11 protein-coding genes are annotated in these 14633 nt (G+C 68.8%); 8 read left to right on the forward strand and 3 right to left on the reverse strand.

Annotated features, from left to right (window positions below; translation table 11 throughout):
- The first annotated feature begins 76 nt into the window (after positions 1-76).
- From LTH96_RS11540 to LTH96_RS11555, 4 genes are read left to right on the forward strand one after another with little or no spacing between them, the layout of a single operon-like run.
- On the forward strand, positions 77-2353 hold the full coding sequence (locus tag LTH96_RS11540; RefSeq protein ID WP_241465959.1) for a transglycosylase domain-containing protein: 2277 nt from the start codon (positions 77-79) through the stop codon (positions 2351-2353).
- Positions 2354-2376: 23 nt separating this feature from the next.
- Positions 2377-3261: a metallophosphoesterase gene (locus LTH96_RS11545; protein WP_241465961.1), complete on the forward strand. Its 885-nt coding sequence runs from the start codon at positions 2377-2379 to the stop codon at positions 3259-3261.
- A 36-nt stretch (positions 3262-3297) separates the two neighbouring features.
- A complete protein-coding gene (locus tag LTH96_RS11550) occupies positions 3298-5157 on the forward strand; it encodes an ABC transporter ATP-binding protein (RefSeq protein WP_241465963.1) in 1860 nt (619 codons plus the stop codon).
- 52 nt (positions 5158-5209) lie between these two features.
- Complete coding sequence (locus tag LTH96_RS11555; RefSeq protein ID WP_241466054.1) at positions 5210-7036, forward strand: ABC transporter ATP-binding protein; 1827 nt, start codon at positions 5210-5212, stop codon at positions 7034-7036.
- 5 nt (positions 7037-7041) lie between these two features.
- Here LTH96_RS11555 and aroQ read toward each other — a convergent pair whose 3' ends face one another.
- Both aroQ and acs read right to left on the reverse strand, forming a co-directional pair.
- Positions 7042-7494 (reverse strand): type II 3-dehydroquinate dehydratase, encoded by a 453-nt coding sequence (aroQ, locus tag LTH96_RS11560; protein ID WP_241465964.1) that lies wholly within the window; start codon positions 7492-7494, stop codon positions 7042-7044.
- A 135-nt stretch (positions 7495-7629) separates the two neighbouring features.
- On the reverse strand, positions 7630-9642 hold the full coding sequence (gene acs, locus LTH96_RS11565; RefSeq protein WP_241465966.1) for an acetate--CoA ligase: 2013 nt from the start codon (positions 9640-9642) through the stop codon (positions 7630-7632).
- A gap of 117 nt (positions 9643-9759) precedes the next feature.
- Between acs and nth the strand changes: the two genes are divergently transcribed.
- A complete protein-coding gene (gene nth / locus LTH96_RS11570; protein ID WP_241465968.1) occupies positions 9760-10542 on the forward strand; it encodes an endonuclease III in 783 nt (260 codons plus the stop codon).
- On the forward strand, positions 10535-11380 hold the full coding sequence (locus LTH96_RS13360) for a CoA pyrophosphatase (protein WP_241465970.1): 846 nt from the start codon (positions 10535-10537) through the stop codon (positions 11378-11380). The genes nth and LTH96_RS13360 overlap by 8 nt, the downstream gene beginning before the upstream one ends.
- A gap of 10 nt (positions 11381-11390) precedes the next feature.
- On the opposite strand, the gene LTH96_RS11580 is transcribed toward LTH96_RS13360, so the two are convergent.
- Complete coding sequence (locus LTH96_RS11580) at positions 11391-12128, reverse strand: PIG-L deacetylase family protein (RefSeq protein WP_241465972.1); 738 nt, start codon at positions 12126-12128, stop codon at positions 11391-11393.
- A 219-nt stretch (positions 12129-12347) separates the two neighbouring features.
- Between LTH96_RS11580 and LTH96_RS11585 the strand changes: the two genes are divergently transcribed.
- On the forward strand, positions 12348-13469 hold the full coding sequence (locus LTH96_RS11585; protein WP_241465974.1) for a hypothetical protein: 1122 nt from the start codon (positions 12348-12350) through the stop codon (positions 13467-13469).
- Positions 13462-14631 carry a TadA family conjugal transfer-associated ATPase gene (locus LTH96_RS11590; RefSeq protein WP_241465975.1) on the forward strand — a complete coding sequence of 390 codons (1170 nt, stop codon included), beginning with the start codon at positions 13462-13464 and terminating at the stop codon, positions 14629-14631. Before LTH96_RS11585 ends, LTH96_RS11590 begins: the two co-directional genes overlap by 8 nt.
- Positions 14632-14633: the final 2 nt, after the last annotated feature.

Here is a 14633-nt window from a genome sequence, read left to right on the forward strand (position 1 = left end):
ACCAAGAAGAGCCCGCCCAGATCCGCGTGACGTCACCTCGCGCAGGCGCACAGACCGTGCCGCTAAGATGAAGCCCATGGCGTCACGTAAATCTCCCCTGTTTGATACTGCCACCACGGTCGGCAAGATCATGTCCTTCCTGGGCGTGAGTGCTCTCTGCGGCCTGCTGGCAGCAGGGCTGATCTTCCCGCTGGCGGCCTCCGGCGGCGCCGCCGCGGCCGCCGGCACAGACATCCTCGAAGACATCCCCGCCGAGCTGGCGGAGGAGCCGCTCAGCGTGCCCTCCTACATCTATGCCTCCGACGGCACAGAGCTGGCGACCTTCTATGCGGAGAACCGGCAGCCGGTCGCGCTGGAGGACATCTCCCAGGAGATGATCGACGCCATCATCGCGATCGAGGACGAGCGCTTCTATGAGCACGGCGGCGTCGACCCCCGCGGCTTGTCCCGTGCGCTGGTGCACAACGCCACTTCTGATACCCAGCAGGGCGCCTCGACGATCACCCAGCAGTACGTGAACAACATGCTGATCAACGCGGTGGTGATCAGCGGCGAGGGCCGCCTGACCATCTCCGGCACCGGCGAGAAGACCTACGCCGACAAGCTGCGCGAGATGAAGCTCGCCGTCGCGGTCGAGCAGGAGATGACCAAGGACGAGATCCTCGAGGGCTACCTGAACATCGTGCTCCTCGGTGGCCGCACCTACGGCGTCGAGGCCGCCGCCCAGTACTACTGGGGTATCCCGGCCTCCGAGCTCGACGTGGCCCAGTCCGCAGTCCTGGCCGGCATGGTGCAGTCACCGAACGGCTACAACCCCGAGGTCTTCCCCGAAGCCTCCCAGGCCCGCCGGGACATCGTGCTCGGCTCGATGCTCGACGAGGAACTCATCACCCAGGAGGAATACGACGAGGCCCTCGGCTCCGGGCTCGGACTGGATGTCAACCGCGAAGAGGTCGGCTGCGTCTCCGCCAGCATGGCTGCCTACTTCTGTGACTACGTGCGTCGCGAGATCCTGGCCAGCGACACCTTCGGCCCCGATGAGGCTGCCCGCGAAGAGCTGCTCGACCGCGGTGGACTCCGGATCACCACCACGCTGGACCCGGACGCCCAGACCGCCGCAGAGGAGGGCGTCATGGAGACCGTTCCCGCGGATGACAGCTCCGGTGCCGGTGCCGCGATCTCTTCGGTGGAGCCAGGCACCGGCAACATCCTCGCCATGGCGCAGAACCGCAACTTCACTCCTGAACAGGGTGACGGCAACACCACGCTGAACTACAACGTCGACGCGGAGGACGGCGGTGGAAACGGCTTCCAGCCCGGATCCTCGCTGAAGCCCTTCGTCGTCGCGGCATACCTCGAAGAAGGCGGCGAGACCGACGACGTCGTCGATGCCTCCGTCGATGAATGGGGTGACACTGCGCGCTGGGAGGCAAGCTGCCTCGAGCGCGGCTACACCACTTCGGATCAGGACTGGAGCGTCGGCAACGTCGAGGAAGACTCCAATCGCCGGATGACCATCGACTATGGCGTCTACTTCTCGGTGAACACTGCGACCCTGGCCACCGCGGCGGACATGGACCTCTGCGCCATCACCGATCTCACCGACCGCTTGGGCGTCCACCGGGCGACCGATACCAGCCAGGGGCTCTCTCCACAGAACCCCTCGTTCGTGCTGGGCACCGACGAGATCGCGCCCCTGACTCAGGCCGCCGCCTATGCCGCCTTCGCCGCCGACGGGACCTTCTGCGAGCCCCGCGCGATCCTCGAGGTCACCGACACCCATGGCAACGAGTACGACGTCCCCGAGGCCAACTGTGAGCAGGTCGTCGACGAGGACATCGTCGCGCAGGTCAACGACATCACCATCAACATCGCCGAGGGCACCATCGCCGCAGGCGACCCGCCGTTCCCGATGGCTGGCAAGACCGGCACCACCGACGAGGCGGCCCACACCTGGTTCGTCGGCTACTCCTCGGGTGTGTCCACCGCAAGCTGGATCGGCAACCCCGAGAGCAACCAGGGCTACCGTGGGCGCACCGTCGCCGGTGAGTTCTACGAAGAGTTCTTCGGCTCCACCCTGGCGGCCCCGATGTGGCTGGAGTACATGGAGCAGGTCGGGGACGACTATGACACCTCCGACTTCCGCGAGGCCGATGACTCCCCGTTCGAGGACCGGCGCGACCGCGCCCGGTATCGCGACGGCGGCACCGTGTCCGAGGGTGGAGACCCCGGCACCGACGGTTCCGCCGTTGACCTCGACGACGATTCCGACGGCGGAGACTCCGACAACAACGACAGCAACAACGACAGCAACAACGGCGGCTCCAACAACGGCGGCGGAGACGACAACTGAGCGCCACCGCATCCCTGAAGGTGGTGGGCCTGGGCGTCAATGACTTCCGGACCCGCCACGTGACCGTGCCGCTGCGCGCCGGGGCAGGGCTTCGCATCCTGCACATCTCAGACATCCACTACGTCCCGGGCCAGCGCAAGAAGTTCGCCTGGCTGCAGTCGCTGGCGGACCTGAAGCCCGACCTGGTCATCAACACCGGTGACAACCTCTCCCACCCGGACGCCGTGGGCGAGGTCCTCCAGGCGCTGGAGCCGCTGCGCCGGTTCCCCGGAGTCTTCGTGGGGGGATCCAACGACTACTACGCGCCCACCTGGAAGAACCCGCTGCGTTACTTCCGCGGCCCCTCCAGTCTGGATGCGCACCCCAAGGAGCTCGACTGGCAGCGCCTCTTCGGCGGCTTCGAATCCAGCGGCTGGAAGAACCTGAACAACCAGACCGCCCAGCTGACCGTGGCCGGACGGCCCCTGGCCTTCTCCGGAGTGGATGATCCGCATATCGCCCGAGACGAGTTCCAGGGCTGGCCCGCGCCCGGGGAGTCGGTCCAGGTGCAGGGCTCGATCCCCGATCCGCTGCGCATCGGTCTGGCCCACGCCCCGGTCTCCGCGGCGCTGGCCACACTGGCCGGCAGCGGAGCCGAGCTGATCCTCGCCGGCCACACCCACGGTGGACAGATCTGCCTGCCCGGCGGGCGCGCGCTGGTGACCAACTGCGACCTGCCGCGGCCCCAGGCCAAGGGTCTGAGTTCTGTGCAGGTGCCGGCGCAGTCGGTGCCGGGCCAGCCGGGGGAGCCTGCCCGGCAGGTCCCGCTCCACGTCTCAGCGGGCATCGGAACCTCCCGCACAGCCCCGGTGCGGCTGTTCTGCCCGCCGGAGGCCACACTCATTGAAGTTCAGCACGAAACGACATAGGTTAGTTGCTTGATGCAACGAGCTGCAGGAGTTGAGATGACTGAGTCCCCCGGGCGCAGTCGTACGCTCTGGCAGGCCCTGGCCCGGCTCGGGCCCTACCTCGAAGGCCTCAAGCTGCGTTGGACCCTGGGTCTGATCGCGGCGATCGGCGCCGGCGTCGTCGCACTGTCCATCCCGCAGGTGCTTCAGGTCCTGGTGAACTCCCTACTGGATGACAACGCACAGGTCAGCGCCGTCTGGACCGCGGGTGCGGTGATCCTCGGGCTGGGCGTGCTGGAGGCTGGGCTGGTCTACCTGCGCCGATTCTTCGTGATCCCGCCGGCCTCGGACGCCGAGACCTCCATGCGGACGCGGCTCTTCGACAAGCTCCAGGACCTCTCCGCGTCCTTCCATTCGGCATGGGGTGCCGGACAGCTCCAGTCCCGCGCGATCGCCGACCTGAACCTGCTGCGCCGCTGGTTCGCGTTCGGCTCGCTGATGCTCATCACCTCGGTGGTCAGCCTGCTGGTGGGCTTCACCCTGATGGCCACGCTCTCCCCGCTGCTGGCGGTGGTCTTCCTCGGCGCCGCGCTGCCGATCATGATCATCGGACCGCGGTTCCGGAAGAAGTTCGTGCACTACTCGCGCGCCTCGCAGGACCAGGCCGGAGATGTGGCCACCAAGGTCGAAGAATCGGTCCACGGGATCCGCGTGCTGAAGGCTTTCGGCCGCGGAGACTATGCCCAGGAGGGCTTCACCGAGGAGGCCGACGAGCTGCGCGACCTCGAGGTCTCCAAGGCCCGCACGCTGGCGAAGTTCCTGATGGCCATGGTGATCCTGCCCGAGGGCATCCTCGGACTGTGCCTGCTGATCGGGCTCTGGCAGGTCGCGAACCAGGAGACCACCGGTGTGACCATCGGTGCCCTGGCCGCGTTCTTCGCCACCGCCGCGGTGCTCAAGGGTCCGATCGAAGGCGTAGGCATGATGCTGGGGATGACCTTCACCGCGAAGACCGCGATCGACCGGCACGCCGACGTGATGGACACCGCCACCGAGATCACCTCACCCCACGCGCCTGTGGTGGCCCCGGAGCGCGGCGTGCTGGAGTTCGACGACGTGCACTTCCGCTACCCCGACACCAAGGCCGGGGACCGTGACCTGATCGACGGGGTCACCCTGCAGGTCCGGCCCGGAGAGACCATGGCGCTGGTCTCCGCCACCGGCGGGGGCACCTCCACGCTGCTGAACCTGATCCCCAGGCTCTACGAGACCACCGGCGGCGCCATCCGGATCGACGGGGTGGACGTGAAGGACTACAGCCTCGCAGACCTGCGCTCACGGATCGGCGTCGCCTTCGAGGACCCGATCCTGTTCTCCACCTCGGTGAAGTCCAATGTGCTGCTGGGCACCTCACACCTGCGCGACGTCGACGACCCGCAGCACCCGCACCGTGACGCCGCACCTGCGCCAGATCAGCTCGACGAGGTGCTGCGCCGGACGTTGATCACGGCCGACGCAGAATTTGTGGAGACCCTGCCCCAGGGTGTGGACACCCCGGTCGGTGAGGAGGGGCTCAGCCTCTCCGGCGGCCAGCGCCAGCGCCTGGCGCTGGCCCGCGCGATCGCCTCCGCGCCTTCTGTGCTGCTGCTCGATGATCCGCTCTCCGCCCTCGATGTCCGCACCGAGGAGGCCGTGACGCACCGGCTGCGCGAGGTGCTGAACCGGACCACCACGCTGATCGTCGCGCACCGCCCCTCCACCGTCGCTATGGCGGACCGGGTGGCGCTGCTCGAGCACGGGCGGATCAGCGACGTCGGCACCCACTCGGAGCTGCTGGAGCGCAGCCGGGCCTATCGCGAGGTCATGAGCGCCAGCGTTCGTCCCGTCAGTGCCGAGGAGGTGCTCGGCCGTGAGTGAAGCCACCAGCAGAGCCGGCGGCGTCGCCGCCAACGTTGCCACGGACGACGCCATGAGCGACCGCTTCGCGCACCTGCGCGGGACCGCGGGCGAGGAGCAGATCGAGCTCGACAAGGAGGAGCGCGGGTTCATCCGGCGTCGCTCCTGGAAGCTGCTGGTCCAGCTCTCCGTCGGGGTCCGGCGCAAGCTGCTGATCACCGCGCTCTTCGTGGTGATCGCACAGGCCGCCCAGGCCTCCATCCCGCTGATCGTCGCCTGGGCCATCGACTGGGGGCTGCCTCGGATGATCGAGGGGCAGAGCTCCGGCATGTGGCTGCCCGGTCTGTCCTACATCGCCTGCGCGGTGACCGCTGGGATCCTGATCTTCCACTACACCCGGATGACCGCTGAGGCCTCGCAGCAGATGCTGTTCACCCTGCGCGGGGAGGTCTTCCGCAAGACCCAGGCGCTGAGCCTGGACTTCCACGAGGACTACACCTCGGGCAAGGTGATCTCTCGGCAGACCTCCGACCTGGAGTCTCTGCGCGAGCTGCTCGACGGCGGGATCAACTCGCTGGTCCAGGGCGTGATGTTCATGTTCTTCACCGGGGTGACCATCTGGATCATGGACTTTCGCTCGGGCCTGGTCCTGGTCGCGGCGCTGATTCCGATCGCGATGCTCGGCCGCTGGTACCAGCGCAACTCCGAGGTGGCGTATCGGCGCACCCGGGTCTCCTCGGCCAAGATGATCGTGCACTTCGTGGAGTCCATGACCGGCATCCGCGCCGTGCAGGCATTCCGCCGGGAAGACTCCCGGTCCAGGCAGTACCGGCGTCTGGCGGCCCGCTACCGCGAGGACATGGTGCGCTCGATCTCGCTGTTCGGGGTGCTGCAGCCCTCCCTGATGCTCATCGGCAACATCACGGTCACCGTGGTCCTGCTCTGGGGCGGATACCGGGTGCTCGAGGGTGATCTCGGCATCGGGGTGCTGGTCGCCCTGGTGCTGGCGACCAAACGGGTCTTCCAGCCGCTGGACATGATCGCGATGTTCTACAACTCGCTGCAGTCAGCCACCGCGGCGCTGGAGAAGGTCTCCGGGCTGCTGGAGGAGAGCCCCACGGTCACCGAGGCCCACCACCCGCGGCACCTGCCCGAGGCCCGTGGAGAGCTGGAGTTCACCCAGGCCTCGTTCCGCTACGACGAGGACGGCCCGGTGGTGCTCCACGCCCTTGACCTGCACATCCCCGCAGGCCAGACCGTGGCAGTGGTGGGACGCACCGGAGCGGGCAAGTCCACGCTGGCGAAGCTGCTGGCGCGGTTCTATGACGTGAGCAGCGGCGCGGTGAGCCTGGACGGGGTGGACCTGCGGGACCTGGCCGTGACCGATCATCACCGCCACGTGGCCATGGTGACCCAGGAGGCGTTCCTGTTCTCCGGGACCATCCGCGGCAACATCGCGCTGGGCCGCCCGGAGGCCTCCGAGCAGGAGATCATCGCCGCGGCCAAGGCGGTGGGCTGTCACGACCTGATCATGGAGCTGCCCGAGGGCTACGCCACCGATGTGAACAAGCGGGGCGGCAGGCTCTCGGCCGGACAGCGTCAGCTGATCTCCTTCGCACGCGCGTTCCTGGCGGACCCTGCGGTGCTGATCCTCGATGAGGCGACCTCTTCGCTGGACCTGCCCAGCGAGGCGCTGGTGCAGCAGGGGCTCGAGCGGCTGCTGGGCAACCGCACCGCGCTGATCATCGCTCACCGGCTCTCCACCGTGGCCATCGCGGACCGGGTCCTGGTGATCGACGACGGCCGGGTGGTGGAGGACGGAGCTCCTGCCGAGCTGGCGGCCCAGGGCGGCTACTACGCCAAGCTGGACGCGGCGTGGCAGAGCTCCATGGGAGCCTGAGCGGCTCAGCTCTCGCGCAGCAGCGACGCCAGGTGATCGATCGCGTAGCGGTATCCGTTGAGTCCGGCACCGGCGATCACCGCCGCCGCGGCGGGGGACACATAGGAATGCCGGCGGAACTCCTCACGGGCGTGGACGTTGGAGATATGGACCTCCACCACCGGAAGGTCCACTGCGCGCAGGGCATCCGCGATCGCCACCGACGTGTGGGTATAGGCCGCGGGGTTGATGACGATCCCGGAGGCGCTGCCCTTCGCGGCCTGGATCGCGTCGATGATGGTGCCCTCATGGTTGGACTGCAGCAGCTCCGCGGCGAAGCCGAGCGCGGCGGCGGACTCGCGGCACAGCTGCTCGATGTCGGCCAGCGTGGCGGCCCCGTAGATCCCGGGCTCACGAGTGCCCAGCATGTTCAGGTTGGGACCGTTGATGATCAGCAGGCGGGGAGTCTCAGAGGGCATGGTCACACCCTACTGTCCCCCCAACGCCGAATGGCGGATTCTCCGTGCAGTTCGCCCCTCTGAGGGGAGAACATGCCCGGAGAATCCGCCACTCAGGCGTCTTCGGGTTGTTCAGCGGTGTTCAGCCGTGGGAGGTCAGGACGCGCCATGCTTGGCGCGCATGTCCTCCGCGATCTGCAGCATCACCGTGGGATCGGCCAGGGTGGAGGCGTCTCCGGCCTCACGGCCCTCGGCCACGTCCTTGAGCAAACGCCGCATGATCTTGCCCGAGCGGGTCTTCGGCAGCTCAGGGACCACCAGCACGTTGCGCGGCTTGGCGATCGGGCCGATCTCCTTGCCCACATGGGCGCGCAGATCCTGCTCCATCTGCTCCTTGTCCCCACCCTCGGAGTCGCCGCGCAGGATCACGAATGCCACGACAGCCTCGCCGGTGGTCGCGTCCTTGGCCCCGACGACGGCGGCCTCGGCGACCGACGGGTGCGAGACCAGGGCCGATTCGATCTCCGTGGTGGAGAGCCGGTGCCCGGAGACGTTCATGACGTCGTCCACGCGTCCCATGAGCCAGACGTCGCCGTCCTCGTCGGTGCGAGCGCCGTCGCCGGCGAAGTAGACGTCACCGAAGCGTGACCAGTAGGTCTCCTGGTAGCGCTCCGGGTTCTTCCAGATGCCGCGCAGCATGGCGGGCCAGGGCTCCTTGATGACGAGCAGGCCGGCCTCGCCCTTCTCCAGGGGTGTGCCCATCTCATCGACGATGCCGATGGAGATGCCGGGCACCGCGGTCTGGGCGGAGCCCGGCTTGGTCGCGGTCACCCCGGGCAGCGGGGCGATCATGTGCGCGCCGGTCTCGGTCTGCCACCAGGTGTCCACGATCGGAGCAGGCTCCTCCTTGGGAGCCTTGCCGACGCCGTTGTTGGCGCCAATGACGTCGCGGAACCACAGCCACGCCTCGGGGTTGATCGCCTCGCCCACGGTGCCCAGCACGCGCAGGGTGGAGAGGTCGAACTGGTCCGGGATCTCCCGGCCCCACTTCATGCAGGTCCGGATCAGCGTCGGCGCGGTGTAGAACTGCGTGACGCCGTACTTCTGAACGATCTCCCAGAGCCGGCCCTTGTGCGGTGAGTCCGGGGTGCCTTCGTAGATGACCTGGGTGCTGCCGTTGACCAGCGGGCCGTAGACGATGTAGGAGTGCCCGGTGACCCAGCCGACGTCGGCGGTGCACCAGTAGACATCGGTCTCCGGTCGCAGGTCGAAGGTGTCGCGATGGGTCACCGCGGTCTGGGTCAGGTAGCCGCCGGTGGTGTGCAGGATGCCCTTGGGGTTCCCGGTGGTACCGGAGGTGTAGAGGATGAACAGCGGGTGCTCGGAGTCGTGTGCGACGTAGGCGTGCTCGGCGGACTGCTGCGGCACGATGTCGTGCCACCAGACGTCGAGATCGTCGTTGAAGGCGACCTCTTCGCCGTTGCGCTTGACCACGACCACGTGTTCCACGGTGTGCCCGGGCGCCGCGAGCGCGTCGTCGACGGCCGGCTTCAGCGTGGAGGGCTTGCCGCGGCGGTAGGAGCCGTCGGCGGTGACCACGAGCTTCGCCTCGGCGTCGTCCACGCGGGAGCGCAGCGCGTCGGCGGAGAAGCCGCCGAAGACGACCGAGTGGATGGCGCCGATGCGGGCGCAGGCCAGCATGGTCACCACAGCCTCGGGGATCATCGGCATGTAGATGGCCACCCGGTCACCCTTGGTGAGGCCGAGGGACTCGAAGGCGTTGGAGGCGCGGGCGACGTCGTCGGCCAGCTCCTGGTAGGTGATGCTGCGCGAGTCGCCGGGCTCGCCCTCGAAGTGAAGGGCGACGCGGCTGCCGTGGCCGGCCTCGACGTGGCGGTCCACTGCGTTGTAGGCCGCGTTCACCTCGCCGCCGACGAACCATTTCGCCACTGGGGCCTCGGACCAGTCGAGCACCTCGGTGAAGTCTTTGTCCCAGCTCAGCACGGAGCGGGCCTGATCGGCCCAGTAGCCGAGGCGATCCTCGGCGGCCTTGTCATACCGCTCCTGGGTGGCCACGGCGTTCTTCGCGAACGTCTCGCTCGGGGGGAAGACCTGACCCGATTTCTGCATCGAGTCCAGTTTGTTCTCTTGCTTGGCATTCTGGGTCATGCGGCTCCTCCTTGGATACTCCTGTGTTGCCGCTCACAATACATCCTTTGCCGCCGGGTGCCTGAGGCGGATATCACATAGCGGACGCACCCTCGGGGCTTTCGTAGAATGGTCTCGATGCCCGATGAGACCCTGCTGGGGAAGAAGCGCCGCGTGCGCCGGATCAATCGTGTCCTGGGGGAGGTCTACTCCTACGCAGTGGCCGAGCTGGACTTCAACAATGCCTTCGAGCTGCTGATCGCCACGGTGCTCTCCGCGCAGACCACCGATGTGCGGGTCAACGCGGTCACGCCCGAGCTGTTTCGGCGCTGGCCCGACGCCGGCGCCATGGCTCACGCCGAGGAGGACGAGCTGGCAGAGGTGATCCGGTCCACCGGCTTCTACCGCGCGAAGACCCGCTCGCTGCTGGGGCTCTCGCGCGCGCTGGTCAGCGAGCATGACGGCGAGGTGCCGGACTCTCTCGAGGAGCTGGTCAAGCTGCCCGGGGTCGGGCGCAAGACCGCCTTCGTGGTGCTCGGCGATGCCTTCGGCAAGCCCGGACTCACCGTGGACACGCACTTCGGTCGGCTGGCCCGCCGGCTGGGCATGACGCAGCAGCAGGACCCGGTGAAGGTCGAGCAGGAGGTCGCGGAGCTCTTCGAGCGGCGCGACTGGACCGACCTGTCCCACCGGCTGGTCTTCCACGGCCGGCGCATCTGTCACGCCCGTCGACCGGCCTGCGGCGCCTGCCCGATCGCCTCCATGTGCCCGGCCTTCGGTGCCGGGGAGGTCGACCCGGAGCTGGCCGCCACGCTGCTGAAGTACGAGCTGGCGCCGGGGCGCGAGGAGCTGCTGGCCAAGATGCAGGCCGGGCACACCCGCCGGGAGCTGCGAGCGCAGGGGTACCCGCTCAGTGCGTGACGCCGACACCGCATCTCAGGGCCCAGACGCCGCTCGCCCAGACGCCGCTCGCCCAGACGCAGCTCGTCCAGACATCGCCGGGCCCGACCTTCTCGGCGGGGGAGTGCCCGCTGGGTTCTCGCTGACCGGCACGGCGGTCCCGACCCGACTCGAGGCGCTGTTGCAGCAGGGGCGCGACTACGCGTGCACGCATCCGGAATCCGCAGGGTCCGGGGGCTGGTGGAACCAGCGCCCGACCACGATGCCTCCCCGGATGACCCCGGCAGGGATGGAGAACGCCAGGCGGGCGGCGGTGCTGATGCTCTTCTGCGCCCCCACCCCCGACGACGACGACGCACACCTGCTCCTGACCGAGCGCTCCCCGGGACTGAAGAAACACCCAGGACAGATCTCCTTCCCCGGTGGCGCCCAGGAGAAGTTCGATCGCGACCCGACGGCCGCGGCGCTGCGTGAGGCCCAGGAGGAGGTGGGGCTGGACCCCGCCCGCGTCCGGGTGCTCGGCTCCCTGCCTCCGGCCCCGGTGCCGATCAGCGGCTTCATGGTGACACCGGTGATCGGCATTGCCGGACACACCGGTCTGCTCCGCCCGCAGTCAGGGGAGGTGGAACGGGTGCTGCCCGTCCGGCTGGATGCGCTGATCCGCCCGGAGAACCGCCGCACCACGGTCCTGCATCGCTCTGGCACCGTGTTCAAGGCCCCGGCGTTCCTCGTCGATGGCACGCTGATCTGGGGGTTCACCGGGATCCTGGTGGACCGGGTGCTCAACCGGCTCGGCTGGGAAGAGCCCTGGGACGCCGGGCGCAGCGTGGACCCGCAGGACTACCTGCCGGGTCTCTAGGTCCTGCGGGTCAGCCCATGCGGTGCACGGCCACACCCAGGGCATGATCCACCCCGGGCAGGTCCTCGGCCTGCTGCGCGGCCATGGACTCCAGCATCTGCCGGGTCTCGGCGGCGCCGCCCAGCTCGGCCAGGTACTGCTCATGGGCCTCCAGCGAGGCGAGGCCCAGCTGCAGCGGCTCCCGGCTGATGTCGATCAGATGGGTCGGTGCCGCCCCGAAGACCAGCAGCTCCCGCACCGCCCAGGGCTCGAGCCGTTCCTGGTCCATGAGTTCACGGAAGACCCAGGGGTTGTCGGCGTCGCGGACCGCGTCCAGGGTGGCCAGCCCGGCTGCGCGGTGGTCCGCATGGTTGAGCCCCCAGCCGACCTCGAGATCCCAGGTCTGGGTCAGCACCACCTCGGGACGCAGCTGGCGGATGCGTCGAGCAATCTGTCGGCGGGTGTCCAGCGAGGCCTCCAGCGTGCCATCGGGCAGATCCAGGATCACCAGGTCCGTGACGCCGACCAGCTCACAGGCCCTGCGCTGCTCCTCGGCGCGGATCTCTGCGGCCTCCTCGGGGTCGCGGCTGCGCATCCCGGCCTCTCCCGCGGTGAGCAGCAGATAGGAGACCTCAGCCCCCTGCGCGGTCCAGCGGGCGACGGCGGCCGAACCGCCGTACTCCATGTCATCCGGATGGGCCACCACGCACAGCACCCGGCGCAGCTCAGCGTCGGGGTATGCGGGCAGGGCGGCTGAATCGGTGCTCATCGGCCCAGTCTAGGAGGCGACGAGCGGTGAGGCGCAGGGTGTGGTGCCGGGCAGGGTCTCCGAACAGCGTCCGTGATGATCCGCATGGTCCGCTCTACTGTTCCCCCGGTTTTCCCCAGAGTTTTCCCCAGCTTGGGAATAACCTCGCGCCGCGAAGCCGCTGCCCACGGCTCCTCCGCTTCCACGGACCGCTGCCGCCGACACCGGCAGGGTGGGGTCATGGACGCTGAACCTCGCCTGCTGCTGATCACCGAGGATCGAGTGCTGCGCGACGACGTCGCGCTGATCGCCGCCACCGTGGGCGCTGCGCTGGAGTCTCGTTCCAGCTGGGAGGCGGTGGTTCCGCAGGAATGGGCGGTCCTGATGTGTGGGACCGACCGGCTGCCCTCGCTTCCGCAGCTGGCGCGGGGTGCGTTGCTGCTGAGCAGCTCGGGAGCGCGACAGGGGCAGGATCAGCAGCTGTGGAGGATCGCGGCGGAGCATCCGGGGCTGCAGCCTGTGCCGCTGCCGGCGGCACAGGCGTGGCTGGCCGGTCATCTGGGCGAGCGGGTGCTGGATCGGGGCCCAGGTCGGGTGGTGGCTGTCGCCGGGGTCCTGGGAGGCGTGGGGGCCAGCACCGTGGCATATCTGCTCGCCGCAGAGCAGGCGGTGAGAGGTGCCTCGGCGCTGCTGGTCGATGCGGATCCCGCCCCGGGGTCAGGAATCGCGGGGCTGATGGGGGTGGCGGAGGTCTCGTGCGGCGCCCTGAACGGGCGTGGAAGGGAGGACCGACGCGGTCCAGCGGCCGCAGAGCGCGGCGAAGAATTCGGGTGGGAGGAGCTGGCCGGTCTGCAGGGGGAGATCGCCTCCCCGCAGCTGGCCGCCGCGCTGCCGCTCCGCGACGGGGTCCACATGCTCAGCGGCGCACCAGGCTTTGACGCGCGACGGCGGATGCTGGGCCCCGTCGTGCGCTCGGCCCTGAGGGTCTTCGACACCGTGGTGATCGATGTCGGGCGTGATGCAGACGCGGTGGCGCTGGTGCGCGAGCACCTGCACCAGCTGCTGCTCGTCACACCCTGCAGTGCCCGGGGCGCCGCGGCCGCGCGGCAGCTGGCACGCGCGCTCACAGGGGTGCCGCCGATGCTCGTCGCCAACGGTGCAGGGCATCTCGGGTGGAGTCCGCAGGAGCTGGCGGCAGCCACAGAGATCCCCCTGGCCGGAGATCTCCCCGAGCAGCGATGGCTCCGCCGAGAGGATGAACTCGGTGCCGCCTACGAGCTGCTTCGCTCACGGCGAGGCGCGGCCTACATCGGGACGCTGCTCGAGGTCCTGGACCTCGAGCGGGGCCTCCGCCATGAGTGACCAGCAGCTTCACGCGCTGCGGGAGAAGCTGACCAGCTCCGCCGAGCCGGTGACCGCGGCCCGCATCGCGGAGGCCGTGCGCGCATCAGGGCTGGCGCTGGGGTCTCGAACCACCGGGGAGCTGGTCAGGACGCTGCGCGACGAGCTCGTCGGGCTCGGCCCGCTGCAGCCGCTGGTCGAGCGGCCCGGCGTCACCGACGTGCTCATCGATGGTCGCCGTCAGGTGTGGATCGACGGCGCCGCAGGTCTGAGCAAGACCGAGGTGAAGTTCGCCGGGGAGGAGCAGGTCCGTGGCCTGGCCAGGCGACTCATCGCCCTGTCCGGAGGCAGGCTCGATGAGGGTCAGCCATGCGCCGAGGGACGGATCGGTGAGTGTCGCATCCACGCCGTGATTCCTCCGGTGGCGGTGGAGGGCACGATGATCTCGGTGCGCATCTCCCGCGGCTCGGCGGCAACCTTGGATCAGCTTGCCGAGCAATGGGACGCACCAGAAGTGTGGCTCCCGGTGATCCGCGGCATCGTGGACGCCCGGCTGAACTGTCTGATCTCCGGCGCCACGGGTTCTGGCAAGACCAGCCTGCTCGGGGCCATGCTCGCCGAGTGCCCGCACCAGGAGCGGATCATCATCGTCGAGGACACCACAGAGCTTCGGCCAGATCACCCGCATGTGCTGCACCTGCAGCAGCGCCGCGGCAATGTGGAAGGAGCCGGCGAGCTCGGGATGGGCCGACTCGTCCGGGAGACGCTGCGGATGCGCCCGGACCGGCTCATCGTCGGGGAGTGCCGGGGCAGTGAGCTCAAGGACTTCCTCACCGCGATGAACACCGGGCATCAGGGCGCGGTCGGGACGGTCCACGCCAATTCACCGGACGCGGTCCCGGCCAGACTCATCGCGATGGGCGCTCTCGCCGAGCTGCCCCCGGAGTCGGTGGCGCTGCAGGCCGGCGCCGCCCTGGACGCGGTCATCCACATGGAGCGGCGTCGAGGTCGGCGGATGCCCGTGGCGATCTCACTCGTCCATTGCCGTGAGCGGACGCTTCAGATGGTGCCAGCACTGCTGGCCAGGTTCATCGACCCGAACGCCCTCGGGGTGCCAGTCCAGCCGAGCGTGCAGATCCAGAGCGGCTGGGATGAACTGACGAAGCGGATCGGTCTGCGATGACC

The organism is Nesterenkonia sp. LB17 (assembly GCF_022565915.1).
GTDB lineage: Bacteria > Actinomycetota > Actinomycetes > Actinomycetales > Micrococcaceae > Nesterenkonia.